Annotated in this window: 31 protein-coding genes; 14 read left to right on the top strand and 17 right to left on the bottom strand. The window is 35.7% G+C overall.

The window, feature by feature from the left end:
• The first annotated feature begins 7 nt into the window (after positions 1–7).
• Genes D1Z92_RS05620 through D1Z92_RS05610 form a run of 3 tightly spaced genes read left to right on the top strand, consistent with a single transcriptional unit; the run spans position 8 to position 3,618 of the window.
• Positions 8–1,366 (top strand): YheC/YheD family endospore coat-associated protein, encoded by a 1,359-nt coding sequence (locus D1Z92_RS05620; protein WP_128894681.1) that lies wholly within the window; start codon positions 8–10, stop codon positions 1,364–1,366.
• Entirely contained in the window at positions 1,366–2,502 is a 1,137-nt protein-coding gene (locus D1Z92_RS05615; protein WP_128894680.1) for a YheC/YheD family endospore coat-associated protein, read from the top strand. Before D1Z92_RS05620 ends, D1Z92_RS05615 begins: the two co-directional genes overlap by 1 nt.
• Before the next feature lie 21 nt (positions 2,503–2,523).
• Positions 2,524–3,618 carry a YheC/YheD family endospore coat-associated protein gene (locus tag D1Z92_RS05610; RefSeq protein ID WP_128894679.1) on the top strand — a complete coding sequence of 365 codons (1,095 nt, stop codon included), beginning with the start codon at positions 2,524–2,526 and terminating at the stop codon, positions 3,616–3,618.
• A gap of 36 nt (positions 3,619–3,654) precedes the next feature.
• Here D1Z92_RS05610 and D1Z92_RS05605 read toward each other — a convergent pair whose 3' ends face one another.
• Complete coding sequence (locus D1Z92_RS05605; protein ID WP_128894678.1) at positions 3,655–4,599, bottom strand: helix-turn-helix transcriptional regulator; 945 nt, start codon at positions 4,597–4,599, stop codon at positions 3,655–3,657.
• 90 nt (positions 4,600–4,689) lie between these two features.
• Between D1Z92_RS05605 and D1Z92_RS05600 the strand changes: the two genes are divergently transcribed.
• Positions 4,690–5,133, top strand: a complete 444-nt coding sequence (locus D1Z92_RS05600; protein WP_128894677.1) for a VOC family protein — start codon at positions 4,690–4,692, stop codon at positions 5,131–5,133.
• A gap of 156 nt (positions 5,134–5,289) precedes the next feature.
• Here D1Z92_RS05600 and D1Z92_RS05595 read toward each other — a convergent pair whose 3' ends face one another.
• The 3 genes from D1Z92_RS05595 to D1Z92_RS05585 form a co-directional block, all read right to left on the bottom strand.
• The gene (locus D1Z92_RS05595) at positions 5,290–5,820 is read right to left on the bottom strand and encodes a GNAT family N-acetyltransferase (RefSeq protein ID WP_128894676.1); all 531 of its coding nucleotides are present in this window, start codon (positions 5,818–5,820) and stop codon (positions 5,290–5,292) included.
• Between the two features lie 139 nt (positions 5,821–5,959).
• Positions 5,960–6,532, bottom strand: coding sequence for a hypothetical protein (locus tag D1Z92_RS05590; RefSeq protein WP_128894675.1), 573 nt, complete (start codon positions 6,530–6,532; stop codon positions 5,960–5,962).
• 158 nt (positions 6,533–6,690) lie between these two features.
• Positions 6,691–7,800, bottom strand: a complete 1,110-nt coding sequence (locus tag D1Z92_RS05585; RefSeq protein WP_128894674.1) for a carbohydrate-binding domain-containing protein — start codon at positions 7,798–7,800, stop codon at positions 6,691–6,693.
• A 557-nt stretch (positions 7,801–8,357) separates the two neighbouring features.
• Between D1Z92_RS05585 and D1Z92_RS05580 the strand changes: the two genes are divergently transcribed.
• The 3 genes from D1Z92_RS05580 to D1Z92_RS05575 all read left to right on the top strand — a co-directional run bounded on the left by D1Z92_RS05580 (position 8,358) and on the right by D1Z92_RS05575 (position 9,781).
• Entirely contained in the window at positions 8,358–8,999 is a 642-nt protein-coding gene (locus D1Z92_RS05580; protein WP_128894673.1) for an SDR family oxidoreductase, read from the top strand.
• Positions 9,000–9,276: 277 nt separating this feature from the next.
• Positions 9,277–9,411 carry a hypothetical protein gene (locus D1Z92_RS17695; RefSeq protein ID WP_276318863.1) on the top strand — a complete coding sequence of 45 codons (135 nt, stop codon included), beginning with the start codon at positions 9,277–9,279 and terminating at the stop codon, positions 9,409–9,411.
• A gap of 49 nt (positions 9,412–9,460) precedes the next feature.
• On the top strand, positions 9,461–9,781 hold the full coding sequence (locus tag D1Z92_RS05575; RefSeq protein WP_164931469.1) for an ankyrin repeat domain-containing protein: 321 nt from the start codon (positions 9,461–9,463) through the stop codon (positions 9,779–9,781).
• Positions 9,782–9,975: 194 nt separating this feature from the next.
• Here D1Z92_RS05575 and D1Z92_RS05570 read toward each other — a convergent pair whose 3' ends face one another.
• Positions 9,976–10,413 carry a ubiquitin-like protein gene (locus D1Z92_RS05570; RefSeq protein WP_128894671.1) on the bottom strand — a complete coding sequence of 146 codons (438 nt, stop codon included), beginning with the start codon at positions 10,411–10,413 and terminating at the stop codon, positions 9,976–9,978.
• A 313-nt stretch (positions 10,414–10,726) separates the two neighbouring features.
• Between D1Z92_RS05570 and D1Z92_RS05565 the strand changes: the two genes are divergently transcribed.
• The 3 genes from D1Z92_RS05565 to D1Z92_RS05555 all read left to right on the top strand — a co-directional run bounded on the left by D1Z92_RS05565 (position 10,727) and on the right by D1Z92_RS05555 (position 13,892).
• Entirely contained in the window at positions 10,727–12,553 is a 1,827-nt protein-coding gene (locus tag D1Z92_RS05565; RefSeq protein WP_164931468.1) for an ankyrin repeat domain-containing protein, read from the top strand.
• Between the two features lie 465 nt (positions 12,554–13,018).
• Complete coding sequence (locus D1Z92_RS05560; RefSeq protein ID WP_128894669.1) at positions 13,019–13,462, top strand: hypothetical protein; 444 nt, start codon at positions 13,019–13,021, stop codon at positions 13,460–13,462.
• 160 nt (positions 13,463–13,622) lie between these two features.
• On the top strand, positions 13,623–13,892 hold the full coding sequence (locus D1Z92_RS05555) for a hypothetical protein (protein WP_128894668.1): 270 nt from the start codon (positions 13,623–13,625) through the stop codon (positions 13,890–13,892).
• Positions 13,893–13,922: 30 nt separating this feature from the next.
• Here the strand turns inward: D1Z92_RS05555 and D1Z92_RS05550 are convergent, their stop codons facing one another.
• The 7 genes from D1Z92_RS05550 to D1Z92_RS05520 all read right to left on the bottom strand — a co-directional run bounded on the left by D1Z92_RS05550 (position 13,923) and on the right by D1Z92_RS05520 (position 17,698).
• A complete protein-coding gene (locus tag D1Z92_RS05550) occupies positions 13,923–14,165 on the bottom strand; it encodes a hypothetical protein (protein ID WP_128894667.1) in 243 nt (80 codons plus the stop codon).
• A gap of 610 nt (positions 14,166–14,775) precedes the next feature.
• Positions 14,776–15,222, bottom strand: coding sequence for a hypothetical protein (locus D1Z92_RS05545; protein ID WP_128894666.1), 447 nt, complete (start codon positions 15,220–15,222; stop codon positions 14,776–14,778).
• Positions 15,223–15,304: 82 nt separating this feature from the next.
• The gene (locus D1Z92_RS17240) at positions 15,305–15,466 is read right to left on the bottom strand and encodes a hypothetical protein (protein ID WP_164931467.1); all 162 of its coding nucleotides are present in this window, start codon (positions 15,464–15,466) and stop codon (positions 15,305–15,307) included.
• 63 nt (positions 15,467–15,529) lie between these two features.
• Entirely contained in the window at positions 15,530–16,105 is a 576-nt protein-coding gene (locus tag D1Z92_RS05540; RefSeq protein WP_128894665.1) for a hypothetical protein, read from the bottom strand.
• Positions 16,106–16,508: 403 nt separating this feature from the next.
• Positions 16,509–17,078 carry a manganese catalase family protein gene (locus tag D1Z92_RS05530; protein ID WP_128894664.1) on the bottom strand — a complete coding sequence of 190 codons (570 nt, stop codon included), beginning with the start codon at positions 17,076–17,078 and terminating at the stop codon, positions 16,509–16,511.
• A 77-nt stretch (positions 17,079–17,155) separates the two neighbouring features.
• Entirely contained in the window at positions 17,156–17,419 is a 264-nt protein-coding gene (locus tag D1Z92_RS05525; RefSeq protein ID WP_128894663.1) for a spore coat protein CotJB, read from the bottom strand.
• Complete coding sequence (locus D1Z92_RS05520) at positions 17,420–17,698, bottom strand: spore coat associated protein CotJA (protein WP_128894662.1); 279 nt, start codon at positions 17,696–17,698, stop codon at positions 17,420–17,422. It lies immediately after the preceding gene.
• 266 nt (positions 17,699–17,964) lie between these two features.
• Between D1Z92_RS05520 and D1Z92_RS05515 the strand changes: the two genes are divergently transcribed.
• Positions 17,965–18,177 (top strand): hypothetical protein, encoded by a 213-nt coding sequence (locus tag D1Z92_RS05515; RefSeq protein ID WP_128894661.1) that lies wholly within the window; start codon positions 17,965–17,967, stop codon positions 18,175–18,177.
• Between the two features lie 203 nt (positions 18,178–18,380).
• Here the strand turns inward: D1Z92_RS05515 and ytvI are convergent, their stop codons facing one another.
• The 4 genes from ytvI to D1Z92_RS05495 form a co-directional block, all read right to left on the bottom strand.
• Complete coding sequence (gene ytvI, locus D1Z92_RS05510) at positions 18,381–19,415, bottom strand: sporulation integral membrane protein YtvI (RefSeq protein ID WP_128894660.1); 1,035 nt, start codon at positions 19,413–19,415, stop codon at positions 18,381–18,383.
• Between the two features lie 133 nt (positions 19,416–19,548).
• On the bottom strand, positions 19,549–20,676 hold the full coding sequence (yfkAB, locus tag D1Z92_RS05505; protein ID WP_240666583.1) for a radical SAM/CxCxxxxC motif protein YfkAB: 1,128 nt from the start codon (positions 20,674–20,676) through the stop codon (positions 19,549–19,551).
• Positions 20,677–20,705: 29 nt separating this feature from the next.
• Positions 20,706–21,815, bottom strand: a complete 1,110-nt coding sequence (locus D1Z92_RS05500; RefSeq protein ID WP_128894658.1) for an HD-GYP domain-containing protein — start codon at positions 21,813–21,815, stop codon at positions 20,706–20,708.
• A 546-nt stretch (positions 21,816–22,361) separates the two neighbouring features.
• Positions 22,362–23,786, bottom strand: coding sequence for a bifunctional metallophosphatase/5'-nucleotidase (locus D1Z92_RS05495; RefSeq protein WP_128894657.1), 1,425 nt, complete (start codon positions 23,784–23,786; stop codon positions 22,362–22,364).
• A gap of 143 nt (positions 23,787–23,929) precedes the next feature.
• On the opposite strand from D1Z92_RS05495, the gene D1Z92_RS05490 reads away from it, so the two are divergent.
• The 3 genes from D1Z92_RS05490 to D1Z92_RS05480 all read left to right on the top strand — a co-directional run bounded on the left by D1Z92_RS05490 (position 23,930) and on the right by D1Z92_RS05480 (position 25,973).
• Entirely contained in the window at positions 23,930–24,169 is a 240-nt protein-coding gene (locus D1Z92_RS05490) for a hypothetical protein (protein ID WP_128894656.1), read from the top strand.
• Between the two features lie 5 nt (positions 24,170–24,174).
• Complete coding sequence (locus D1Z92_RS05485) at positions 24,175–24,900, top strand: molybdenum cofactor biosynthesis protein (RefSeq protein WP_128894655.1); 726 nt, start codon at positions 24,175–24,177, stop codon at positions 24,898–24,900.
• 65 nt (positions 24,901–24,965) lie between these two features.
• The gene (locus tag D1Z92_RS05480) at positions 24,966–25,973 is read left to right on the top strand and encodes a ThiF family adenylyltransferase (protein ID WP_240666586.1); all 1,008 of its coding nucleotides are present in this window, start codon (positions 24,966–24,968) and stop codon (positions 25,971–25,973) included.
• A gap of 373 nt (positions 25,974–26,346) precedes the next feature.
• On the opposite strand, the gene D1Z92_RS05475 is transcribed toward D1Z92_RS05480, so the two are convergent.
• On the bottom strand, positions 26,347–26,712 hold the full coding sequence (locus D1Z92_RS05475; RefSeq protein WP_128894653.1) for a hypothetical protein: 366 nt from the start codon (positions 26,710–26,712) through the stop codon (positions 26,347–26,349).
• Positions 26,713–26,750 lie beyond the last annotated feature (38 nt).

The following is a 26,750-nucleotide window of genomic DNA, read 5'->3' as shown; positions in this document are numbered from 1 at the left end:
TTCTTCTATGAACTTATCAACATGTATCATACACTACACAAAGAGTGATAGTCTTATTACGTATATGACACCTAAATTAATGAAAGAACTCAACTTAGAAAACAATAAAAAGAAAAGAATCGAAATCGGAAAAAAAAGTGTCACCATGCTAATAAGAAGAGTGAAAAAAACAGGGAAGCACATTTATTTCCCTTCGAAAATGAGACAGACGATCAATTTACCGAACTTAAAAAAAATCACCATATTAAATACGTCAAAAGAATTAAAAGTAGGCCCTATCATTGGTGTTATAACAAAAGAAAGAAAACCACTATCCAGTGGCTCTTCGAAATATTTATACAATATCCTTTCATCAGGGAATAGTAACGGGATATGCTATCTTTTTCATGCAAAAGATATTAACTGGAACAATAACACGATAAGAGGATATACCCTCAATTCAAACAAAAGGGCGTATCAACGATCCATGCCTTTTCCCGATGTTATTTATAATCGTATACTGAGCAGGAAGCTAGAAAATCACGCATCCATTAAAGAAATTAAGAAAAAATTCTTATATAAAAATATTCCTATCTTCAACTGGGACTTTCTCGATAAATGGGATGTTTATCGTATGTTAGAAGAAGAATCGACCGTACAATCCTATCTACCTGAAACCATCATCAAGCCCACTTCGAACGAAATCAAGGAATTATTAAATAGACATAAAACCGTATACTTGAAACCAACAAAAGGCTGCTTTGGGATTGGAATTTATCGCATCAGTAAAATAAAAAACATGTACTATTTACAATTCCGCAAGAAAAATGTCAATGTCTTATACCGCTTCAGTAAATTTAATCGCATGGTTAGCTTAATCAACAGAAGAGGAGGATACAAAAACTATTTAGCCCAGCAAGGGATTGAACTACTAGAAATTAAGAAATCGCCTATCGACTTTCGCTTTCATTTAACAAAAAATAAAGATGGAGATTGGGTTGTCGGTGGCATAGGGGCCAAGAGAGCAGGGAAAGGCAGTGTCACCACACATCTGAACTCAGGCGGTGAACTATTAACACCGCAAAATGTGCTTGCAAATACAACTGCAATTAAAGATACAAACAACTTCATGGACAAAGCGAAAGAAACCACGATTAAAATCGCGGAAGCAATTGATCGAAATTATTCATATTTTTTAGGTGAGATTGGATTCGATATTGGTATAGATAAAAATCACAAAGTATGGATGTTTGAAGCGAATGCAAAACCTGGGAGAACCATTTTCAAACATCCGCAGTTAAAAAAACAAGGTTCAACTGTCATTCATAATCTCATTGACTATTGCCACTTTCTAAGTGGGTTTACGTCAAGTGGGGGGATAGACTAATGACAGATCCCTTTGCTAGAACCGCTGGAAGTAGACCATTACTGGGCATTTTAACGATGGAAGATAAACAGAGAAAATTTCGTGGCAATCACCATAATTTTAAAGACATCGTCTTAGTAGGTGAAAAATTAAATTATGAAGTGTATGTTGTACCGTTGGAGCATGTGAAATTAGAAGAAGAGTTCATTCAGGCGTATGGGTATAACCGAGAAACAAACAAATGGGTTGAAAAAAACATCCCGCTTCCACTCGTTTTATATAACCGTATCCCTTTACGCGAAGATGAGATGAATCCGAAAGTAAAAGCAAAAATAAAAGCAATCATGCAGCATGCTCCCATACAATTTTTCAACCCTTACTTTTTTAATAAATGGACACTTCGCAAATGGTTGTTGAAATCCAACATTACAAAAAGGTTTATTCCAGAAACGAAGCGACTCACCGAAAAAACGAACTTAAGAAGATGGTTGTCGAGACACAAATCTATTTATTTAAAACCTGCGAGTGGCAAAGCGGGGGCTGGAATCATGAAAATAAACAAACAAAAGCCCCCTAAACGATATAAACTCACAGTGCAAGCCAATGCCTCTAGTCAATGTTTCCAATACATCACATCTAAAAAATTAAAAGAAAAAGTACTGTCCATTAGCGAAAATGAAAAATATATTATTCAACAAGGTATCGATCTATTGACCAACAATAATAGACCCTTCGATTTACGCTTGCTCGCACAAAAAAACATTTTAGGTGAATGGGAAATTACAGGTATGGGGGCACGTATTGCTGGCTCCTCTAGCATTACAACACACGTACCAAGAGGGGGATCTATCGGTGATCCTTCAAAACTGATTTCCTCCTTCTACACTAAAAAAAGAGCTGAAAAAATTATATCTCGATCAAAGCGAGTAGCCTTAGTCATTACAAAGCAAATTGAGAAATGCAGCAAGCATTCCCTTGGCGAGATGTCACTAGATTTAGGATTGGATATAAACGGTAAAGTATGGTTTTTTGAAGCAAATTCTAAACCGATGAAATTTGACGAACGGCACATCCGAAAAGTATCGTTGGAACGAATTATTCAATATAGTGTTTACCTTTCGCAAAAAACCACACCCCAAAACAACAACATTTTATAACCTAAGGGAGATGAATCAGAATTGAAAAATCTTACACTTGGAGTGATGACACTTTATAATAAAAAAACACTCGACGATAAAAATTATTTGCGTAAATTAAGTATTGTAGGAAAGAGAATGAATATTAACGTGGTTGCTTTTTCACCATTGGATGTCTTAGGTGCACACAATAAAGTCAATGGGCATGTATACGACATACGAAGTGAACGGTGGAGAAGAGTAAAAATAAACATCCCACCGATTGTGTTTGATCGTTCTCGTTTTAAATCTACACCACAATTCAAAAGAACAAGCTGGTTTCGAAAAAAATACCGTAACGTCATCTTTCTAAACAAGCCAATGGCGCATAAATGGAAAATACACGAACTATTTGCTTCTTCTAACAAGCTAAAAAAACATCTCCCCCACACCATCCTATATACGAAAAAAAAAGATTTTTTAAATATGATTGCTGCTCACCCTATCCTCTTCTTCAAACCTGTTAATGGCACGGGAGGAAGAGGAATTCTATGCATTAAAAAAGACAGTCCTAACACCTTTATCATAGAAGGTCGCAACCATCAACGAAAAATCATTCCTACCAAGCGACTCTCCACATTAAGACTATTAGAGCTACTTGAAATTTATTCCAATCGCAATAAATACATTTTACAACAAAGCATAGACACCAAATTAGACAACGGAAGAGTCCACGATTATCGATTACTGATACAAAAAAATGGTGCTGGAAAATGGGAGGTAACGGGATGTGCGGGTCGAATAGGACCTGTTGGAAGTGTAACTTCTAACCTGCATGGAGGAGGAACGGCTTCCCCATACGAAAGTTTACTATCTAAATGGATTACTTCTGAAACGAAGCGAAAAGATGTTAAAGAACAGATGGAAGACATTGCTCACGCTTGTGTTGAAAGTGTAGAAGAAAGATTTGGATCTAATTGTGAACTTGCGATAGATATCGCAGTAGATGAAAACGGAAATGTGTGGCTGCTAGAAATAAATCCAAAACCAGGAAGAGAGATCTTTGCTAAAATAGGAGATAAAACAACGTACACGTTAGCACTGAAAAGACCATTAGAGTATGCACAGTGGTTATATGATAATCAACATAATCCTTAATCCTGCCGCATCAGGTAGGATTATATTTTTGTAAATCTACACGTTCTCACGAAAGTGACGGATGAAGTCATCCAACTTATGAAGGATGATATCTTTTAGCGCAGAAGGATAAATAGATTGAATAGACTTGCCATAGCGTAAAAAATATTCAGCGATAAAGTTCTGCTCATCTGCATTGTAGTAGCCAGATATCGTATAAAGTTCTTCTGTTTGTTGTATCGACATAGATGGATAGTGTTCTTTATCAAATAAATCTTTTCCTTTCTCTGTCACCACGACAGTGTAAGAAGTGGCATGATGTTGTTTATGATGATTTGGGAGTAATGATAATAAGTACTCCATGTCCATTGCAGACTGATCATTCACTTCTTCTAAAGCTATAATTTTATCACAACGCAAATGCTGTATTTGATGTGAATCCATATTGTAAATATCACTATACCACTGGCCAAACTTAGCTTTCATTTGAATGAATTGGCCTTTTATTTGTATGCTCTTCTTCTGCTTGTCATACAATATCACGTACATTTTTTCTTCTATGATACCTTGTATCACTTCTTTTAAATACGGATTAAAGTTACTCTGATTTGTTATTTCAAGCTGAATGAATCGCTTCATTTTTTGTATATTGGCATTCACGTGTTGCGGTAATGCCGCTTTAAATTTCTCCTCCAACGTATGTATTTCATATTGAAATGGTTTAGATTTATATCCTTCCAGAGTGAGCATCGCAAAATAAAGTGCGTGCATTTCATCTACCGTAAACATCATAGGAGCTAAAATGCGATGCTGTAAAATAACGTACTTTCCATTTCTCCCCTGTTCCGTATAAATAGGCAGCCCTAACAACTCTAACGACTGCACATCCCTTATGGCCGTGCTTTTAGATATATCGTAATGTTCCATCAGATCTTTCAGATTGAAATCCTGCTTATCTTTCAAAAATTGCAACATGTCATGTAATCTTTCTGATTTTTTCATACTACATTCCCCCTTCTAGAAATGGTGTCATGTTTTGCTACCTTTTAAGGATATAGTAAAGTGGTACAAAATAAAAGGGGAGGGCTTACTTTGACACTAGAAATAGCTATTTTTTTATCGATGAACGGGAAAGCACAGGAGGCAATACAGTTTTATAAGCAGCATTTGCATGCGGAATGTTTGTTTCTTGTCACCTATGAGGATATGGCCAAACGCGATGCTTCTATTATATTAACGGAACAAAACAAAAATTTCATTTCTCATTCTGTGCTTCAAATTGGAAAAACAAAGCTCATGATAGCAGAAGAAACGATGACACCTAATGAGCATTATCAAATCGGTAATCATATGTCACTTTGCATTCAAAGTGCAGACTTAGCGGAAATAGAGTCTTTTTATCGTAATGTAACCAGTGATAAAAACACGACAATCATTACACCACTAGCTGAAAATACATTTAGTAAAGCTTATGGCATCGTACAAGATCCATTTGGTGTGCACATTCAGCTCATGTATGATCCTAGATTGAAGTAGAGATTTCTCCATCTGATGATTAATGGTAATACGTTGTTGAATAAGTTCATTCAACATATATAGTATGTCATGCAACATCTGTTAATGTAGTAGCTGTAACGTAATATCCAAACGCAATAGTATTAGTTAGGATTAGCGTAGCATGTTTCACTTATGCTACGCTTTGTTGTGCCAGTCGTCCTCTACCATAAACATTTCTAATATATTCCAATCTTCATCTCCATACTTTATAGAATGATCACGCAACCCCTCTTTTTTAAACCCTACCTTTTCGTAACATGCAATGGCAGCATGGTTAAAGTCAAACACGCCAAGGGTTACTTTATAAAGTTGAAGCTCATCAAATGCAACTTTCAACACTTCCGTCATCATTTGTTCTCCTATCCCTTTACCTCTTACGTCCTTACTGCCAACTAACACTTTACCTACTCTAGCAGTTTTGTTTTCTCTGTCTATCTTTCCTAAAGTAATATGTCCTATCCCTTCTCCGGATGACTGATCCACTACTTTATAAACGAATGTTTCTATTTTGTCATTTTTCAGTTTTTCCATGTATTGATCTAATTGCTCTTCAGTCAAAGGATATGTAAACTGGATTCCACCCCACTGAAGTAAAAACGCAGGTGAATCTATCCAATCTATGAGTTGGTTATAATCAGATTTTTCAAAACACTCCAGTTTCACCATCATTTGTTCTCCTCACTCTCGTTGCTTTATCCCTATAATACTAGAAACTTATTGTGTTTCATAGGGGCACACATTTTTTGTTTACTTAAGTCATGTTTGCATACAAAAAAACACCTCGTTGAAGGTGCTTGAAACTATATCATTCATTATTTTCTTCACTTTCTATCTCTTCAAATTTTTTCAGAACAATGTCTAACTTTTCATCAAGGTGATCTACATCATGATGAATAACTTCAAAATTAATTTCCTTTGTCATCATTTCTGCATGTTGAATTACATCTTCAAAAAATTTAATGTCTTCTTCCGTTAATCTTTCTCGTTGATAAAGGTCTCCCATATCAAAATACAACTCTGAGAAATATAAAAGATGCGGATTAAAATCTCTATCAAACTTTTCCCATAATAAAGTATATAGCATAGAATGAATTTCTGATAATGAATTCACCTCTCTATAAAGAAGTCGTAAATTGTTATTAAGGTAAACGGGCGCAGCATCTTTTTTTTCATTTTCTTTTAGCAGCATGTCAATATAAGATGAAACAAAATCGACGTTATTCACATATCGATTCATATAACTCATTACATGATGATCAATAAATTGCTGTCTTTCTTTTTTTTCGTTGTAATAATTAGTGATATAAAATATATTACTGGCTAAGCTTAGCGTTATTACTATGATCAAAACTTTTGATTTTATTGTTCTTATTCTCATTATGTATACTACTTTCTGTGTTCGTGTTCGTAATCTGTATGTAGTATAATCTATACCATTTCCAACTTACAATAAACAATATATGGATTTTTTTATTGCTCAAAAATAATGATTATAAAAAACCCGATGAACATGGTTCATCGAGTTTTGATTACATCTTATTGTCCCTCATTTGTATTTGACTGGGGTTCACCTGGCTGTGATTCACCAACAAATGTAAGTGCTGCAGTACTCTCACCGACTACCGTATCATCCATTGAAATAGTATATACCTCATCGACGGTCATATCTTCGGAAGTAAAGTACACGACTTGAAATTCTTGCTCTGGTATAATGGATGCTAACTCTGTTCCATCAGCAGTAATCGTGATGGTGCTTTCAGCAGACTGGTTAGATTCAAAATCATAATAAATACCAGCTTGGGTGGAATCTGCTGTTGGAATAGATATCCTAGCCCCAGTAGCAAAAATTGTTCCACCTGTAACGATAAAATCATCTCCATTACTGTCTATGCCACCATTTTCATCATTCGTAGTAGCTATAGAAATGATCGTCCCTCCATTCACATGGATCGTTCCATTGGAGTCAATTCCATCACCATAAGCATTAATGTAGATTTCTCCGCCATTTATGGTAATATCTTCACTAACATTCATACCATCATCCGGAGCTGTGACATATAATAAACCGCTATTCACAATGATATTAGCGTCACTAGCAATTCCTTCATGATTTATTGCTTCAACAATTAAAGCTCCTTCTCCATCAAAAACGACTGTACCATTGGAATAGAAAACAGCATCATTTTCGCTATTATTCACATTATCCATCAACGTATTTGTTGTGCCTTCGAGCAAAGTCACCGTAACTTCTAAAGCATTTTCAACCATAACGGCAGGTCCGGAACTATTACTAATAAAGACACCATCCAACTCTAATGTAACTTCTTCACTTGTGTTAACAAGAAGCTGTCCATCCGCTAATGTGCCACTGATTCGGTACACTCCTCCGTCTTCTATCGTTACTACGTTATCTGTTGAGGTGGCACCTTCACCATCGATCATCATTTCATCGCCTAGCGTAATAGCAGTGAACATGGTCGTTGCATCTTCTGCGTCATCCTCCATACTATCCACTGAGTCATCATTGGTTTCTTCATCCAATGGTCCACCTGTATCGATACTAAGTTCTTGTTCCGTTTCAGAAGAACAAGCGTACAGTGTTAAAGTTAAGGAAAAAATCGATAAAAGTAAAAATATTTTTTTCATCTGTAATTGCTCCTTCTCTCCACTCCAAAGTAGAAAATATAATGTAAAGAAATATATAGTTCCCACACCTTCTATTTATTTGCGTTATGGGAGAATATAAATTTTGATTGTAAAATAAACATGCTTGCTTGTTTGTGCTGTATGGTTTTTACCTTTCTACCTCTCACCTCCATGAAAAGTATTTGTCGAATATATATGTGAACGATGTATACACGTGTATACTATCATCAGAATAAGTCAGGTATATGTTCAAAAGTATGTTAAAAATTTACTGATTACAATTGACACCTTTCTTTATTGCTATTGCTTTTTTCATTTGCTAAAATCAACCTATTCAAGCGTGGAATCATTTTTAGTCACGTTAAAGACCTTGCATCTGAACAATATTTTTTTGTTTTTATTCTTGAAGCATACAAGTCATGTCAGTGAGTGATATCATGAATTGGTTTTGCTGCTTGCTGTTTTTGTTGCGTTTGTACACGTATTCTTTCATTCTTACAGGGATAACATAAGTGAAGAAATGAATTGATGTAAAAAAGATGAAGGAGGAACACGTTATGAAAGTGTTAGTGATTGGAGCTAATGGAACGACAGGAACGGAAGTGGTTACTCTATTAGGAACATCAAAAAAACACACCACATATAGTATGGTCCGTAAAGAAGAACAGATGGATAAAATGAAAGATTTAGGTTCGATCCCTGTTTTAGGAGACTTAGAAAAAGACTTTGAATCTGCCTTAAAAGGGATGGACACCGTCATATTTGCAGCAGGTTCTGGTGGCCACACCGGACCAGAAAAAACCACTGCGGTGGATCAACTGGGAGCAATGAAGTCGATTGATTATGCTAAAAACCAAGGGGTAAAACACTTCATCATGCTAAGCTCCGTTGGAACTGAACATCCTGAAAAAGGGCCTGAAGCATTGCGGCACTATTTGAAAGCAAAGCAAGTAGCAGATCAACATTTACTGGATAGTGGTTTAACCTATACGATCATTCGCCCCGTCATGTTAACGGATGACTCTCCTACAGGACATATTACTGCCGCTCGAAACTTAGAAAATGTAAGGAGTAAAATCACCCGCAATGACGTTGCTGCGGTATTAGTCGCTGCCTTAGATATGGAAGAAGTAAAAAATAAGATCATCGAAATTGCTGAAGGCTCAGATGCAATAAAAGCCGCATTGCAACATACATAATGATGAATGAGTAATCATTTTGATTTTAATCAAGGTAAGACAACGACGCTCGTCATGGTGATGATGAGCGTTGTTTTAAGTGTAAATGTAGCTTTGAAACTGATCTAGATAATACGCTATACGTGCCTAACATACATACGTTGTTTGGAAAAGAAATTTTGGATTTTACCATCACCTAATTCTTATTTAAAGATCGTATATTATTAGTATAATTATGGTATATTTTATCTATGAAATTAATGATTAATTATTTACAATAATAAGGAGGTTGCTAGAAATGGGATACATTGTAGAGCAGACATCTTATAATACGTTAACAGCATTTCTTCCTATCACAATGGTTATCTTCATTATTGTATTTGTACTATTTATGGTCAACATCATAGTTCGCATCATGAAGACAAAAAAATAATGTTTTGTGTTCCATTAACTAAGTGCTATCGGTTGCATCCAAAGGGATAGTGGAAAAAGAAAATGCTAGTGCATTGGAAAAAGTATACTTGCCTATAATTTTTCGGTCTAGCAAGTGTAGCCGATCCAATACAGATATTGTTAAGTTATTACTAGATGTAGAAACTGATGTAAACATACAAGATGATTATGGACAAACAGCGTTTATGCAAGCAGTTTTCCGTGGTGAAACTGAAATTGTTGAAATTTTATTAGATGCAGATGCAGACATTTCATTAAAAACGAATGAAGGTAAAACAGCTTTAGACATTGTTAAAGAAATGGGACATGATGAAATTGTCATAATGTTGTCAGAAGACGAAAAAGACTAGAAAAGGGGCAACTACTCCACCCTATTCCTGATCCAGGAACGGATTAAAAAATACATACTCAACAAAAGTAGTTGCTATATAACAAGAGCAACTACTTGGTTGTAAGCACAAATCAGTAAAAAGCGCCCCCATACAGTATGGAAAGCGCTTCCTCCCCGTCCATATCCCTATATAGGATAACTTTTACATGCAGGTCACAACTTTAACACTAAATATATAACTGCTTCGTTATGAACATTATAATCTGCTAATGTTCTACCATTCTCCATTTCTTTTCCAAAATAAATTAACCTTTGAAATTCTGGATGAAGACCTTCTTTAGCTTCAATTCTGGATTTAACAGCATAAATAGTGTCACTGGTGTAACAATCCAGTGAAATTGTTTTATGGGAAATAGTTTTTACCAATACCTGAATATGAAACCCCCCTAATGCAGATTCAACAGGAGATATCCAAGCGGCATGAGGGAAATTGGTGGTTTCAGGAAAAGCAGTAGTAGTTGCAAAATTGGTGCTCTGAGCAAATGATGTAGTAGTGTTTAAATGGGTACTTTCAGCTAAAACAACACTACTTGACAACAAAAAAATACCTGATAATAAAATCGGAATGAATTTTAAAAATTTTGATTTCATATTATATTTCTCCTTTTTATTTTAATTCTGAATCAAATCTAATGTAAATTCCCCCTTTCCTCATTTATATTTTTGTTTAATTTATTAATTGAATAATTAAAATTAAACAAAAATATAACATAGAGTAAAATAAAAGTCAAATATAGATTTATATTTTACAAACTACAACTTTACGGTCTGGCTTAAAGATTCTGTGTACATATGATTTAAATTAAAGCTATTGTATATGATCGGTATAATATGAGATACTATAGTTAAACTTTTAATTAAAATTTTAATGTTATTATTAAATTGCTATAATAGAGGTGTAGAGATGAATAAACTAAGATCATTAACATTAAGTCTAACCATTTTATTTTCGATCTTTACAGGATTACAGATTGTTTCTGCAGAGGAAGGAATTAACGTACAGTTGAACGGTCAAAACATCAAGCTATCAAATCCTGCCATTTTGCAAAATGGCGCAGCTTTAATACCATTGCTTGATATGATGGATGCATTTAAGAATTCTCTACAGGGGAGTTATTTAGATTTAAAATGGAATGATTTTATATTATATCAATGGGATGATGCAACACAAATGGTAACGGTAATATTAAATGAAAATGTGTTGAAATTACAGATTAACGAAACTAAAGCCTATGTCGATGATATGGAAGTAATATTAGCTACCGCTCCTCAATTAAAAGATGAACACGTATACGTTCCACTTCGCTTTTTTAGTGAAGCATTCGGAGCTAAGGTAACGTACAATGCGGAAACCAATACAGCAAATATCCTAACTAATACCTCGATGGTAAGAGCGATCCAAAGTGAAATGGCTAGCTTAGTAAAGCACTATATAGCAGATGAAGTGGATGTGGATGAGCATTTAACATATGAAAATCCTCCTTTGATTGAGGCAATTTTAAATATGAATGTGGAAATAGTTAAAATGTTGTTAAAAGCAGAGGCTAATTTAGATGTAAGATCAACATACGAACAAAGGGCATTAGATATAGCCATTTATACTGGAAATAAAGAGATAGCAAATCTACTTTTTGAAGCGAATCCAACTATTGATTCTGCTGATGAAATGTTTTATGCAGGGGTCAAGGCAATAGTAAATGAGGATATGCAAGCACTAAAGATATTGGTGGAAAGTGGATATAATCTTAATTACGTAGCTACAGAAGGGGAAACATTGTTAACAGTAGCTGCTATGTATAATAAAGAATCGTTGCAGTTTCTAATAGAGTCTGGAGCGGATATAAATCAGGTGAGTAGATACGGCGCTAGCCCTTTAATTGTTGCAGCAAAGTATGGTTACATTGATATTGTAAAGATTTTATTAGATAAAGGTGCAGATGTAAACTTAGCATACAACAATGGATTCACAGCGCTCATATTAGCCGTGGCTTATGAACATACTGCTGTTGTAAAGCAATTACTAGATGCAAAAGCAAATGTAAACTTAACATATCACAGTGAAGAAACAGCTCACTTAAAAGCAGCACGGTATGGGTACAAAGATATTGTACATCTTTTATTGAATGAAGAAGCAAATTCAAGATTAGTAAATATGAATGGAAGAACAGCGCTTATACTAGCAGCAGAATATGGGTATACAGATATGGTACAGACATTAATTGACGCAAATGCAGATGTTAATTTAGTAGATAACGATGGATTCACAGTGCTTATGCGGGCAATCATATATGGACCCACCGATATTGTGAAAATTTTATTAGATGCAGGTACGGATGTCAACTTAACAAATAATGATGGACGCACTGCACTTATGTATGCAGCAGACAATATAGATATTGTAAAACTATTACTAGATACACACGCAAACGTAAACATACAAAATAACTATGGATTCACGGCGCTTATGGATGCAGCATGGGAAGGAAATCCTGATGTTTTACATGCATTAATCGAAGCTGAAGCAGATATAAACATACAAAGTGAATTTGGACAAACAGCGCTTATGCAAGCAGCTTTCCGTGGTGAAACTGAAATTGTTGAAATTTTATTAGATGAAGATGCAGACATTTCGTTAAAAACGAATGAAGGTAAAACAGCTTTAGACATTGCTAGAAAATGGGGACATGATGATATTGTCAAATTGTTAGAAAACGAAGAAGACAACAACTAAAAAGGGGCATTACGCCCCTTCCTTCTACTTCCTCACTACATGTTTTGTTCCACAGTATAGTCCAATTCCTGCAAGACCTAACGTGATTCCTACTAAAACACCTTGCACTATATCATTAGGCGCATTTATTATCCCGATGATGATAGAGAGTGAATAAGAGTTGGTAAAATTTATATAATAAAATGTATTGTCATATATTTTTGTTATTGCTATAATCATTAAGTTATTTTGCAAGATTACATATTTTAAAATAATAAAAAATATAGTAATTTTTTACTAATTGCATAACGTAAGCACCGTGATTATGCTGATACATGGTCTAATTATGTTCATCTAACCAGTAGAACTATTATTACTCCATCTGTTAGTATTCCTTGGGGAGTATTAATTTCATATAGTCATGAAAACATATTCCTGAATCCGATTGTAGGACATGCTTACATTCATGGTAGGTGGGGTAGATAAATGATTAAGAATAAAGTTATCATTGCAGGGATAATAATTTTATTAATATCTTTAACATTCACAGTGTATTTTTATGATAAAAAAATAGATCACTACGATAAAGGTATAGCAACTTTAGATTCAAGTTTCAAAAGAAACTTAAAGCATTTATCTAAGACAATAGAGAACTACACATTTGACGATTATTCATATGCTTTGGTCATGGAGTTTTCAAGTCAAGCTGCAATTCTTTCTGGACATACTTCATATTTCGATGAATACTATCCTGTTGCCAATTATGCTTGGTCTTTATTAACGTATTCAAGGAGTTTGATTCTATTTAATGAAGGGGATATTAAAGAGAATCATATTATTTCTGAGTATGTAAAAAAGCTCTCTGAGAATCCAATCGATGAAGAAGTAATAAATAATCTAATGGAAGTTATAAGTGGTGACCCTCAATAAGGAGCAGTTATATCTGATAGAATTTATGTACGGGTGAGAAAGCACCTTCCTGTGAGCGTCCATGTAGGGCCCTTTTTTGTTATTCCAGATAAAAGATATATCAGAAATAAATTACATTTAAATATTACATGAGAGTTTCAGCCTGCAGGAGGATCTACAAATGAAAACAATAAATCGCTTCATTGTTCCAATTTCAATTCTTTTTATAGGAGTTTTGATGCTAATCAAAGGACTTCAACTGTGGTCAATTGGAGACAATGTTGACGGAGATGGAATAGGTATTACTTTTTTATTTTTTGAAATAAACGACACTGTACTTACAAAGGATATTCCTAAATACGCAACTATTTTTTTTATTGCAGGCACTATAACAATCTTAACTTCTTTAATTGTTTTACTTAAAACTGTAAAATTACAAAACTCAAAATGAAACCAAAAAAGGGGCATTACGCCCCCTCCCTTACTTTCTGGCTACATGTTTAGTTCCGCTATACAACCCACTAGCTGCAAGACCTAACGTGATACCTACTAAAACGCCCTGTCCTATATCTGCTGGAGATACATAGAACAATCCTATAGGTACACCTAACGCTATAGCCACCAACGGCGCGTATTTTTCAGGCAATCCTAAACTTTTCAATATACTCACTAATCCTATGATTACGGGCAATAGGGCAATATCATATACTTGAAAATCTAACATATGAATTACTCTCCTTTCATTTTGTTTAATTTCTATTCATATTTTTCTCTCATATATGATAGTAACGAGACACATTTTTTACGGCTTTTTGTCACCTATTTTTATTGTTATTTCTAATTCAAACTGTCTCTTTCTTCTTTATTCAAATTTTAAAAAACACAAAAAACCGCACCTACCACGGTACGGTGAAGCAATTTAACTGCAACTTACTTTCAAACCCTCTTCATACAGTTCTTACTTCCTGCTATCCACTGCCAAAAAAATAACGAGTATCTCTCCGCAAGATACCTTTCTTAGCATATCCTTTATATAAGGAGGAGTGGTATCATATTTGTAAGATTTTTTGATTTTTTACTTTTCTGCTTTCTGTTTTGCTAAAAAAGTTCATTTAATACAACTGGATCTTCTATTTTAAAGCACTTCATGTATTTATAATCTTTATGAACTGAATGTCTTTCTGCCTCATCATCCTCAAGTAATATATTCCGATCTAATATATAGTCATCCTTCGTATGATCCATTTCTATGCTTTAAATTCAGATTGTATCGCTATATTAGAGTGGCTTTTTTTCTCACAACTAAAAACGCCCCATAAGGGGGCGTTAAGCAGTTAAGAGTTCATTTTAGATAATTTTGAAAGTAATATTCTACTACCACCTTGAGTAGTCATATTATCAACATGCTCTCCATCATCACTACCAAAAAAAATAACGAGCATTTCTCCGTAGGATACCTTACTTAGCATATTCTTTATATAAGGAGGAGTGGTATCATACTTATTAGTAGGATAATTTGCTGTAGAATGTTTAACTTTTTCGTTTTCTTCTTTCTCTTCTGCGGTAAAAAGTTCATCTAATACTACTGGATCTTCTATTTTGAAACACTTCATGTATTTATAATCTTTATGAACTGAATGTCTTTCTGCCTCATGATCCTCAAGTAATACATACCGACGTAATATATACTCATCCTTGGTATGATCCATTTCTACCGCTTTAAATTCAGATTGTAATACTTGTATCAACTTTTTAAAGTCTGATCTTATTGAACGCTTCATCTATCTAACCGCCTTATCATTTTTATACTGGATCACCAAAAAAGGAATGTCCTCCAGTTCTATTATGAATATGATAATTATATCAAAATTTTCCTGGTTTTTTATTTCCAAATTCGTCTTCTGAATGCTCTTCTGGACCTACTGGTGTATTCAAGTTACCTGCTGTAAAAGCGAGAGATTTTGCTTTATCTTTCGAAACAGACCATACGTCAGACAGTGGGGAAGTATTCAGTATAGAATCCACTAAAAAATTGTTTCTTAATCTGCTATTTGCTTGTTTTCCATTTGAAGCACTTCCAATCTATAATTATCCTTCTTTTATTATCGCCTGAAAATGATATTTTGGTTTTTTTTCTTTGGAATTTTCTTTGGACTTTTGTTCTAATGTTCGTGTAACTCTTACCCCTTTAACAAAAATAGTGTCCTTATAAGCGAAAGCGGTTCCGGCCAATAGAAGTGCATCTAATTTTTCTGCAGTGACAGCAATTCCTATTGGAATAGCCCAGACCCAAGAAGGAGTGAATTCGTTCGTATTATAATGAATAACTTCACCAGTGTCAATATTTGTAAAAGTCTCTATAAACAAATCTCGCATCGCATAATCGATATTAACCTTATAGTCTGTAATAATTACTCGACCTGCATCATCTATGTTTTCAATTTTAGCTGTATGATGACCGTCTACCTTATCAAGTTTAAGGTAAGATATTATTTTATGTCCATTTACCTCTACTTCTTTAAATCCTTCTATAACTTCATCATTCATCTTGGTTATTCGTGCTATTCCATCTTCCGTTTTTGCATTAGCTAAATCAGGAATAAATACCATAAGTAATGCGATTACAAGTGTCATAGATATATACTTTTTAATATTTTTCATCATGTCTAATCATCCGTATCAAATTTTATAAATCCGTTTCCAAAAAAGATGTTTCTCCCAAACTCACAGAGTATTCTTTTAAAACTTGATATATCTTTTCATAACTATTAGTATCATCGAGAGATAATCCAAATTCTTCATAATTTTTTATGATTAAAGATACTAACCCTGTTACATAGGCTGTAGATATTGAGGAACCCTCAACTATTTGATAGCCATTATCATTAGTGGTTGAGATTATATCAACACCTGGGGCTACAAAATCTCTAATTCAAACGCTCTCCTTCTTTTTTACTTCAAAAACACAAAAAACCGCACCTACCACGGTACGGTGAAGCAACTTGACTGTAACTTACTTTCAAACCCTCTTCATACAGTTCTTACTTCCTGCTATCCAACTACACTATCAGAAAAACTTCTGCTTATCTCTCTCTACCTTTAAAATCTCTACTGCTTCACGGAAGCGCTGAGAATGTACTATTTCTCTTTCACGTAAAAACTTCAATCCATCTTGCAAATCTACATCATCCGTCATATCAATCAGCCATTGATACGTGGCTCTCGCTTTTTCTTCTGCCGCTATATCCTCATATAGGTCGGCGATAGGATCACCCTTTGCTTGCAAATACGTCGCAGTAAAGGCATCACCTGCGGAATTTTGATAATATAACGCATGATCGTGCATCACGTAATGCTCACCTAATCCCGCTGCTTTTAACTGTTCTGGTGTAGCATCTTTCGTCAACTTATAAATCATCGTTGCAATCATCTCGAGGTGAGAAAATTCCTCCGTTCCTATATCCGTCAGTAACCCAATCACTTCATTCGGAATAGAATAACGCTGATTTAAGTATCTTAATGCTGCGGATAATTCACCATCTGCTCCTCCGTATTGCTCCATTAAGTATTTAGCCATCATCGGATCACACTTACTTACTTTTACTGGATATTGCAATTTCTTTTCATAAAGCCACATCCTCATCCTCCCTTTCAGATCAAACGATAATAAATGAAACCATACCCTCACTTTTTAAAAAACTTACATTCCTTCCACTACACCTGCCATGGCCAAGGACTCTCTATCCATTGAAAAGGATACTTGGTATAACTTTGCCCATAATGAAGCAACGGGCCGTAAGCAGCTTCAAACTCCATTTGCATTTGTTTTCGCTTCATCGCCAACTGGTTATATTGCTGAATCGCTTGTATATCTCCTGGGTGTGTATCCAAGTACAAATTTAGCTCTAACAGCACAAAATCAATTTCTTGCAATTGTAAGAGCTGCTCATCATACATTTCTTGCTTTTTGCCAGCCATTTAATCCATCTCCTCCTCTTCTGGTTGTAATTCTGGTTGTGTTTGTGGTTTTGAGAACAAAGGCTTTCTCATTTTTACTTTTTCATACGGACTATATAACGCTGGCCATAGTGTCCCTTTTTGCAGTGCTTCTCTAGCCTGGTACTGCGGTAAATTCATTGGTTGAAAACCTAAATATAAGTTAATCGGTGTGCTGTATGATTTCACCTTCATTGGTGGACATGGATCATACTTGCTAATGTAAGGCGTGTATGTTTTGTACGAACTATATTTATGCATAGGATGTCCCTCCTGTAGTACTAATAAAGTTAAAATATACATGAAGAAAACAATGACTTCCTCCATACATAGAGTTGAAAAATGTCTTACGATAATATATGATAAACGCCTATAGATGGTTACAATGGAAGATGACAAAAATAAGTGGTGGAACAACCGTTAGACAGCTTGTATAATGGTAATAAGTTGGTTAAACAAGTTCATTCAACTTAACATAGAAATATAGTTATAAGAAAAGATAAAGGAATTGAGGTTTAAATAAATAAATGGAAGAAAAATTACTACAAACATCTACTTTACATGAGCAATTCGAAATTCTAATTTTTCAAGTCAAAGATAATTACGTTAGTAAAGTAAAGAAATTAAACGATGCTAACCCTATCTTCACTTCTTATCCTTGGCCACATGTGGAAACAGCAAAAAAAGAAGCGACAGATTATGTGAACCATCTTAATCGAAATGCGAGTTACAATGAATAGTTACGTGTCACAGATTTCTTTACGGCATTTTCATGTAAGGCAAATGATTATGCAATGTAAGCTCAAACCATAGTAAATCATACAACTTATTTTTTAAAAACATACAATTCAATCGATATATCATACTTTAAAAACATACAAAAAAGCGTGCAGATGATGACTCCTGCGCGCTTTTCTTTTATTCATTACTTTTTTTATAAAACCTAATCCAGCTTAATTTTGATATTCAATAACCCAACTTCTTTTAACGTCTGGACTAAAATCACAACGATAGGCCCTAAGAATAATCCTACTACACCCATTAATTTGAATCCCACATAGATACTCACCAATGTTGAAAGTGGGCCAATGCCAATCGAATCCCCCAACACTTTCGGTTCAATAATTTTCCTGAACACCGTAATAACGAGGAATAAAATGACGAGTCCAAATGCAAGTAAAAAATCCCCTAGTACGACTTGGTACAAGGCCCATGGGATAATAAACGAACCTGTTCCCAAAATAGGAAGTATATCTACCAGTACGATAAAGAAGGAAATAACGAAAGGATATTCCACTTGTAAAATGAGCAATCCGAGTACAGAAATAATGTACGTTGCGGTACTCAATATTAATTGAGCTTGTATAAAGCCGAAAACGGTTTTGCGTAGTCTTATGATAACGTCTTCTACTTTCTCCTTTGTTCCCGATGCAAAGAAGGACAACAATGAGCTTTTGAGTGACGGCATACTGATGCTAATTAAAAATACTGCTACGATAAAAACGATATAAAACAAAAATAAATCTGGAACGACCTTCGCATAATTAAGTAAGCTCCCAGAAACGGTGCTTACAAATTGATTCAACAACTCTTGTCCTTCAGACAACAAATTCTCAATATCTTTATCTTCAAAAGTAATCGAATATTTAGCTAGAAATTCCTGAAGCTCATCCAATCTTTTTAAAGAATAAAAATATAGTTCTTGCACTCGTTCAGGAGCTGTAACAAAATAATCGCGTGCTTCTCCGTATAATTTTGCCCCGAGCAAATAAACAATGCCAAGGGACCCTAACGTGAAAATAGTACTGCTACTCATTGCAGCTGCAAAGCGCGTCATACCGATTTTCATGAAAAGGTTATTGAGCGGCTCCAGCAATATGACGATAACGAGGGCTAATAAAAAAGGAGAGCCTACTGTAAAGAAAAAATACAGAAGGAAAACAGCCAACAGCGCAAACAAAACATTTTTATATGACATTTGATTTCCCCTTTTGCAACATACTTTTTGAAGTATTGACTGTATTGTTACATAGGAGCCACATACAAGTCAAACGAACCGACGTTTCATTTTTATGTTTATACTTCTCAATAGTTAGACATGCCTACTGTTTTCAATTGTTCACTATCGCTTTGCGAGTGGTGAAATCGACGTCTTTATAATACATATTTTTGACCAATAAGTTCGGACCGCAACAATGCACTGGAGCACAATGACAGTTGATCCCTTGATTTAAAGGATGTTGCAACCATGATTCAAATACTTGGTCTAGTTGATCATCGCGTATATTTCCCATCGATGGTACATCAGCAAAATCAGTCACGTATATATCTCCTGTGAACGTATTAACATTCAAACGATTTCTTCCGTCTGGATCGTTTCTTACGGTGACATTTTTTTCGTGTAGCAATCTACCTAGCAGCCGATGCTGTTCTTCATTTGGATTGCAATGATAGAAAGGCAACGTGCCAAACAGCATCCAAATACGTGGATCACGATGATCTAATAGGCTATGTATAGCTGTAGCCATTTGTTCCACCGTTATCGCAGGAAGCTTAGCGGCAAAACTACTTGGATACATCGGATGTACCTCGTGACGCTGACAGCCGATTTGTACAATAAGGTCATGAATAGCTGGCATTTTTTCATGTGTACGGTAATTGATCATCGACTCCGCAGATATAAACAAACCAGCTTTACTAAGCTGCTCTGCATTGGATAACATCGTATCGTATAGCTTTTGCGAAGTTTTAGCAGTAGGCTTATGGGTCGCATTCACAAATGCAATCTCATTAAAATCATTTACACTGGTGTAGTTAATGGAGATGTGCATCACATCTAGCCAAGGGGCCATGTCTTCATATCGTTCCACATCTAGCGTCAGATTGGAGTTGATTTGTGATTTTAATCCGCGTTCCCGACCATATTTCAATAACGGAATGATATATTCATCCACCGTCTGCTTATGAAAAGAAGGCTCTCCCCCTGTAATACTAATTGTTTCTAACGTTTCTATTTCGTCTAATCGTTTGAGCATCAACGCTAAAGGAAGCCGTTGTCCATCTTTTAAGCTTAGTACATCTCCTACCGCACAATGCTCACAACGCATGTTGCATAAATTGGTTACGGTAAATTCCACACTAGTCAATTTGTGCTTTCCATAGCGTTCTAACGAAGTAATGGGATCCCAAGGATCATACGCAGGATGTAATGGCTGACTTTTTAGTTTAGTTTTATACAAATGAATCCAGCACCTTTCGATCCGATAGTTTACAATATATGTAGCTTACAATGTTCACTAAACAAAATATCTGTAATCGTGACATTTAGTTTTTTCGATAAATCTATTTCATATGGTTCTTTCCATGATTCTCCTGACTCTTTTGTCATGACTCTCACGACAGGACGATGCGGATAATCTACATTGACATCTGCGACGACACCAGTTTCTTTTGTGCTTAACATCACAGACATACCGATTGGGTAAACCACTACTTTATTGCGAAAAATTTGAATTTTACTTTCATCATATAACGTTCCACTACCTGCATAAAGCACTTCTAATGCATGATGGGGCAGCAGCGCTTTTCGGTATACACGATGTGAGACCATCGCATCAAACGAATCAATAATACCTAACCATTTTGCATATTCATGAATTTCATCACCAGTTAATCCTCTAGGGTACCCGCTCCCGTTCATTCGTTCATGATGCTGGTACGCACAATGAGCAGCTGGCAGTGATATAGATGACATTTCTTTTAATACTTCATAACCGAGTGTAGTGTGTTTTTTCACTTCCGCAAATTCAGTCTCCGTCAATTTGCCTGGTTTTTGCAATAGTTTCTCATCAATTTGCGTTTTGCCAATATCGTGCATTAAGGAACCTATCCCAAACTCTATTAACTTATCTTCTGTATACCCAACAGATACTCCTAATAATACCGCATATATTGCTACATTTAATGAATGAGAATATAAGTATTCATCTGAAACTCTCATACTATCCATCATAATTAAGGCTTGATCATTATCTCGCAAATCGTCCAGCAGCGAATGAATGATTTTTCTTAAATTCTTTTCGATACTTACATCCGAGTACCGTTTGCGATGCAGCCCATCAGAAATTTTGCGAAAATGAACTTTCATTTCTCCTAGTACGCGTACTCTCGTTTCAGATCTAATTAATTCTGGCACGACAATATCATCGGTAAATGGATCTTGGATATATATGTATTCTATTCCGTACGTCTGCAATTTATTAATGATGGCATCGGAAAGCTCACTGCCCATTCGTAATAGGACAACCCCGCTATCATTGTATATATTTTTAGCTAGTTTCATACCAGAAGTACATATTTGGGTAGGTATAAGTCTCATAGCACACACTACTTTCACTTTTGTCTACTTTATCTACATTAAATGTACAAAGATTTACAAAAAAACGCAATGACTATGAAGAATTTAAGACGAAAAATGCGAAAAACACATCTTTCTTCCTATATAAAATGAAGAAATGTTGGGATACAAATTTTACGCCTCAGTTGCCAGGCGTAAAGGTTTTCGTATTGTCATTTCTCCATCTTATGGTTAGCGGTAATAAGTTGCTTCAACTTGTTTCTTCAACTTAATATAAGATAGAGAAATGTTGGGATACAAGTTTTACGCCTCAGTTGCCAGGCGTAAAGGTTTTTATATTGTGTTTTCTCCATCTTATGGTTAGCGGTAATAAGTTGCTTGAACTTGTTCATTCAACTTAATATAAAATGAAGAAATGTTGGGATACAAATTTTACGCCTCTACCACCTACCCTACACCCTGTGTTATTCTATCACGTTTTATAGTTCATACTTATGGACAGTTCATGACATTTCTATCATACATGACGGGTTATGTGACCATCATTATTGCACCCTACTATGATACCTACATCGAAAACCATCTTGGAGCAAAACTCTTCCTAACTTCATTCTCATCTTTCAGCTGATGGATCAAAATGTCCCGAATAAATTCCGGCAAGAAAAATTCAATCACTTCCGCATCACGAAACGTTGGGTAACCGACACCAAATGTAAACATATCAATCGTGCCTACTTTATACTTTTTCTCCATCACAATGTGTTCTTCCCCTATCGTCACCCGTTTTATTTTCTCCATCGGATGATGACTCGGGTCATAGGTCACACTCATACCATCGATACATAAACCACCTAGTACATCTCCTCTAAAACCAAATCCTTTGAACACATACGTATAAAATTTAGGCAACAACGACTGCTCTAAACATTCCCAAATTTGTCTACCTGTCATCCATACGCTGCAAGGGTTAATAGGAGAAGGACATGCTTCCAAAATCATTTCCCGGGTAATGTCTCCTGCATGAAGTGCTTTTACAATTTGTCCAGCATTGACGATACTGAGTTCCGACTCTGTTTTTTTTCTAATTCCTGCTGCCAGTACATTTCCTAGCGGTGATTCTTTCTGATAGTCAATCGACATGGAGGTGCTTAATTCCAGCACCTTCTCTTGCAGCACCGCTTTGCTGCTCATTCGATAACGCTCTATGACATCTACAGTGGATGACTCATTGGAGAAGGAAGAAACATCGATACTCTTTCCATTCACATAATGAAGCTCTTTCGTATGCTTGTTCCATGTAAATTCCATCTGACCAACATGGGTTCCGAACTTTCCCGCTGCCCCAATCACCGTGTTATTTATGATCATACACTCTTCTAATAAGTGATGCGTATGGCCTCCCAAAATAACATCAATGCCTTCGATTGTCTCTGCCATTTTTTTATCTTTCGTAAATCCAAGATGAGAAAGAACAACGATCATATCTACTTCATCTCTTAGCTGTTTCACCAATGTATGTACTACTTGTAATGGGTCAGCAATGTGCCAACCTAATAAATGATAAAAATCATTAAAGTCGACGGTCACACCGATCAATCCAATTTTCATACTTCCTCGCTCTAGCACAACGTGCGAATGCATCCAATCTGGTATGCCTTGATGGTCTAACTCATGTATATTACTTCCGATAACCGGAAAGTTCGCTTCTGCATACAGCGTTTTGATGTGAGAGGGTTCAAAAGTTAATCCTTCATTGTTGCCTATAACGACCGCATCGTATGCTACGGTATTCATCACAGCAATATTTGCTTTACCTTCACTGCCTTCCGTCTCTGGAGCCATTCGGTCCAGATGATCACCAATATCTAATGTCACGATATGAGCATCCTTGTTTGCTCTACGCTTTTCCTCTATGCATTGACTAATTTTCGGCATATGTTCAAAATGACTATGTATGTCATTGGTATGTAATATCACTAACGTTTCCGTCATCTACTATACCATCCTCTCAGTGAAGGTATTCATTTCATTTTATCATAAAAAAAGTTTGCTCCGATATATTTTCATACAAAAGTTATCATCTCCCCCTCCCTTCCTATCCTATTTTCGTCCACTGTACGTTTAGGTTATAATATATGTATAGTAGGTCACAGCTCATGCTGCCTATTTATTTTTTACATGATGTGATCGTTTGGGCAACAAGTTTGGAATGTGACTGTGTCGTGCTTACGTTTATAGCAATCTATTTGATGTGGATAGAAGCACCTTTCACGCATCTTGTTTCTACATTAATTAATTGCCCTTTTTTTGCGTTGTATGAAATGAATGGCAGCATAACGATGATTTTAAATAACGAGGTAAAAATAACGAGGTGAATGCAATGTCTTATACCGTTATATTATTTGCAGCACTGAAAGATAGCATAAAGAAAGATCAACTCATACTTGAATGGAAGCAAGATACGATAAACGGACACGAACTAAAACAGCATTTAATACAAGAGTTCCCAGCTTTGAAGGCGGTCATTGAGTCGTCCTACATTGCAAAAAATCAAGCGTATGCCCATGACGAGGAGCGTCTCCAGCCTACCGATGAAATTGCACTTATTCCTCCCGTTTCTGGTGGTAGTGGCAGTGAAGATCATCCACAGCATACCGAGCTTGAACAACGATATGAAATAACGCACGATCATATAGACATACAGGAAGTCATGAACAAAGTTCATCATCCAGATCACGGCGCTCAGCTTTGTTTCACTGGGACAACGAGAGAACATACAAGCGGAAAAAGAACGACACTATTACAGTACGAAGCGTATGTGCCCATGGCATTAAGAGAATTAGAGCAAATAGGTTTGGATATAGCAAGCAAATGGCCAGGGACGTTAACAGCCATCACACATCGATTAGGGGAAGTAGCCATAGGAGAAGCAAGTGTCGTCATTGCTGTTTCCGCTCCCCACCGTAACGATGCTTACGAGGCAAATCGATTCGCCATTGAACAATTAAAATTAAAAGTACCCATATGGAAAAAAGAAATCTGGGAAGACGGATCAGAATGGAAAGGAGCTCAGAGCGGACCATGGAATCCAATGCAGCAAACGTAGTACCTCATCAAGACGATGCTGAATACAAGACAACTTCCAGCACATTAGACAGATATTCTCGACAAATGTTATTCGCCCACATCGGACAAGAAGGTCAGCAACAACTCATGCAGAAAAAAGCAGCCATTGTGGGACTTGGTGCTTTGGGAACCGTCATAGCGAATCATTTAGTGCGAGCGGGTATCGGTCATATTAAACTCATTGACCGCGACTTTGTAGAGATGAGCAACTTGCAAAGACAAATGCTCTACACGGAACAAGATGCGTTGCAATCTCGACCCAAAGCAACAGCAGCAAAGGAAAGATTGCAACTGGTGAATTCGACGGTAAAGATAGAAGCACATATTGCAGATGTAAATCCCATGAATGCAGAGCAATTACTAACAGATGTGGATGTCATTCTAGATGGTTCAGATAACTTCAAAGTAAGATATTTAGTAAACGACATTGCAATAAAACATCACATTCCTTGGGTGTATGGTGGTGCAGTTAGTGCCAGAGGAACGACGATGTCCATTTTACCAAATCAAACCCCTTGCCTACGTTGCGTCTTTCCAACAATACCCGCACAAGGAAGCGGAGAAACCTGTGATACGATTGGTGTCATCGCCCCGATCATTGATATGATTGCTTCTTATCAAGTGACAGAAGCATTGAAAATACTACTCGGACAACAAGAACAATTACACGGGAAAATGATTCAATTAGACCTATGGTCTAACCAATACAGTGCTATAAAAATGGATCATGCCAAAAAAGACAGCTGTCCTACTTGTGGCTTGGATCAATTTGATTTCTTGGAAGATGTGGAGGAACAACAACAGATGCAGAGTATGTGTGGTCGGGACTCTGTTCAAATTACACCTCATCCATCCTTGCCTTCTATGGATTTAGATGCATGGAAACAAAAATGGGAAAGAATAGGAAAAGTGGAGCAAAATCCGTATTTGTTAAAATTACTTTTACATGATGGAATGAAGATCGTACTATTTCGTGACGGCCGTGCCATCATTCAAGGCACAGAAGATATATCAAAAGCAAAATCGCTGTATAGTCAATATATAGGACTTTGAATATTGTAAATCATAAATACTAATCCATATCACACCTACAAAAAAAAGACTGCCAACATCATCTTTAGTATCATAAAAATGAAAAAGAATCAACTATTCGGGGCTCAGTTCAGTCATATTCTCATTTAGTTTTTAAAGCTCAATGTCTTCTTCATAAGATGATGCATTTGAGCTTTCATTATTTTCATTTAAAAGTCTAATGGTAAAAAACAATTTGAAGGCTCCTTCTCTGCTACGGTAGATATATTTCCTTCTCTACAAGAAGATAACGTTATCCATTGTATTTTTATTTACTTATTAGGACAAAAAGATGTGCTGATTTAATCCTTATGGTTCCCCCGTATTTTGCAAACCAAATTTTTTTAATTACTGTTCAATTACTGTTCAAGTAATACACAGTGGTACTTGTAAACCCAGCTAAAAGGTATACCAATAATGTAAGTACATCAAGATAACCAACAAAGTACACATACAGTGCGGTGCTATACATTATTCCTAGTAAGTTAAAAAGGAATAGTTTGTTGATACTGTAAATCCTCATCATCATGGTACAAATCACTTCGGCCAAAAAACAACCTACATAAGTCAGAACAAATATGATAGGTGCAACAAATAATGTACTATCTACTATCTCTAGTACAGTAAATACATCTGCATAACTTAAAAAGTTATATACAGTGATGACGATAAGCATCCATATAAAGGATGCAGTTGCTCCTTTTATACATTTTACAATCATTGAAATATAGATTCCTGCTTAAAAAGTAATCATTTGTG

This window comes from Longirhabdus pacifica (genome assembly GCF_004115085.1).
Lineage (GTDB): Bacteria > Bacillota > Bacilli > Paenibacillales > DSM-105158 > Longirhabdus > Longirhabdus pacifica.
Note: the sequence above shows the minus strand (reverse complement) of the source record. Positions and strands in the feature narration are given on the sequence as shown.

Bases quoted from the DNA above. Each gene is read 5' to 3' on its own strand.
- D1Z92_RS05595 (WP_128894676.1), bottom strand. From the start codon at position 5,820: ATGGTGAAACTGGAGTGTTTTGAAAAATCTGATTATAACCAACTCATA.
- D1Z92_RS05560 (WP_128894669.1), top strand. From the start codon at position 13,019: ATGATTAAGAATAAAGTTATCATTGCAGGGATAATAATTTTATTAATA.
- D1Z92_RS05475 (WP_128894653.1), bottom strand. From the start codon at position 26,712: ATGATTGTAAAATGTATAAAAGGAGCAACTGCATCCTTTATATGGATG.
- D1Z92_RS05620 (WP_128894681.1), top strand. From the start codon at position 8: ATGAACTTATCAACATGTATCATACACTACACAAAGAGTGATAGTCTT.
- D1Z92_RS05605 (WP_128894678.1), bottom strand. From the start codon at position 4,599: ATGAAAAAATCAGAAAGATTACATGACATGTTGCAATTTTTGAAAGAT.
- D1Z92_RS05525 (WP_128894663.1), bottom strand. From the start codon at position 17,419: ATGGCTGGCAAAAAGCAAGAAATGTATGATGAGCAGCTCTTACAATTG.
- D1Z92_RS05585 (WP_128894674.1), bottom strand. From the start codon at position 7,800: ATGAAAAAAATATTTTTACTTTTATCGATTTTTTCCTTAACTTTAACA.
- D1Z92_RS05485 (WP_128894655.1), top strand. From the start codon at position 24,175: ATGTCTTATACCGTTATATTATTTGCAGCACTGAAAGATAGCATAAAG.
- D1Z92_RS05495 (WP_128894657.1), bottom strand. From the start codon at position 23,786: ATGACGGAAACGTTAGTGATATTACATACCAATGACATACATAGTCAT.
- D1Z92_RS05540 (WP_128894665.1), bottom strand. From the start codon at position 16,105: ATGATGAAAAATATTAAAAAGTATATATCTATGACACTTGTAATCGCA.
- D1Z92_RS05565 (WP_164931468.1), top strand. From the start codon at position 10,727: ATGAATAAACTAAGATCATTAACATTAAGTCTAACCATTTTATTTTCG.
- D1Z92_RS05515 (WP_128894661.1), top strand. From the start codon at position 17,965: ATGGAAGAAAAATTACTACAAACATCTACTTTACATGAGCAATTCGAA.
- D1Z92_RS05490 (WP_128894656.1), top strand. From the start codon at position 23,930: ATGTATAGTAGGTCACAGCTCATGCTGCCTATTTATTTTTTACATGAT.
- D1Z92_RS05550 (WP_128894667.1), bottom strand. From the start codon at position 14,165: ATGTTAGATTTTCAAGTATATGATATTGCCCTATTGCCCGTAATCATA.
- D1Z92_RS05570 (WP_128894671.1), bottom strand. From the start codon at position 10,413: ATGAAATCAAAATTTTTAAAATTCATTCCGATTTTATTATCAGGTATT.
- D1Z92_RS05555 (WP_128894668.1), top strand. From the start codon at position 13,623: ATGAAAACAATAAATCGCTTCATTGTTCCAATTTCAATTCTTTTTATA.
- ytvI (WP_128894660.1), bottom strand. From the start codon at position 19,415: ATGTCATATAAAAATGTTTTGTTTGCGCTGTTGGCTGTTTTCCTTCTG.
- D1Z92_RS17695 (WP_276318863.1), top strand. From the start codon at position 9,277: ATGGGATACATTGTAGAGCAGACATCTTATAATACGTTAACAGCATTT.
- D1Z92_RS05480 (WP_240666586.1), top strand. From the start codon at position 24,966: ATGTTATTCGCCCACATCGGACAAGAAGGTCAGCAACAACTCATGCAG.
- D1Z92_RS05530 (WP_128894664.1), bottom strand. From the start codon at position 17,078: ATGTGGCTTTATGAAAAGAAATTGCAATATCCAGTAAAAGTAAGTAAG.
- D1Z92_RS05580 (WP_128894673.1), top strand. From the start codon at position 8,358: ATGAAAGTGTTAGTGATTGGAGCTAATGGAACGACAGGAACGGAAGTG.
- D1Z92_RS05615 (WP_128894680.1), top strand. From the start codon at position 1,366: ATGACAGATCCCTTTGCTAGAACCGCTGGAAGTAGACCATTACTGGGC.
- D1Z92_RS05520 (WP_128894662.1), bottom strand. From the start codon at position 17,698: ATGCATAAATATAGTTCGTACAAAACATACACGCCTTACATTAGCAAG.
- D1Z92_RS05590 (WP_128894675.1), bottom strand. From the start codon at position 6,532: ATGAGAATAAGAACAATAAAATCAAAAGTTTTGATCATAGTAATAACG.
- D1Z92_RS05500 (WP_128894658.1), bottom strand. From the start codon at position 21,815: ATGAGACTTATACCTACCCAAATATGTACTTCTGGTATGAAACTAGCT.
- D1Z92_RS05545 (WP_128894666.1), bottom strand. From the start codon at position 15,222: ATGAAGCGTTCAATAAGATCAGACTTTAAAAAGTTGATACAAGTATTA.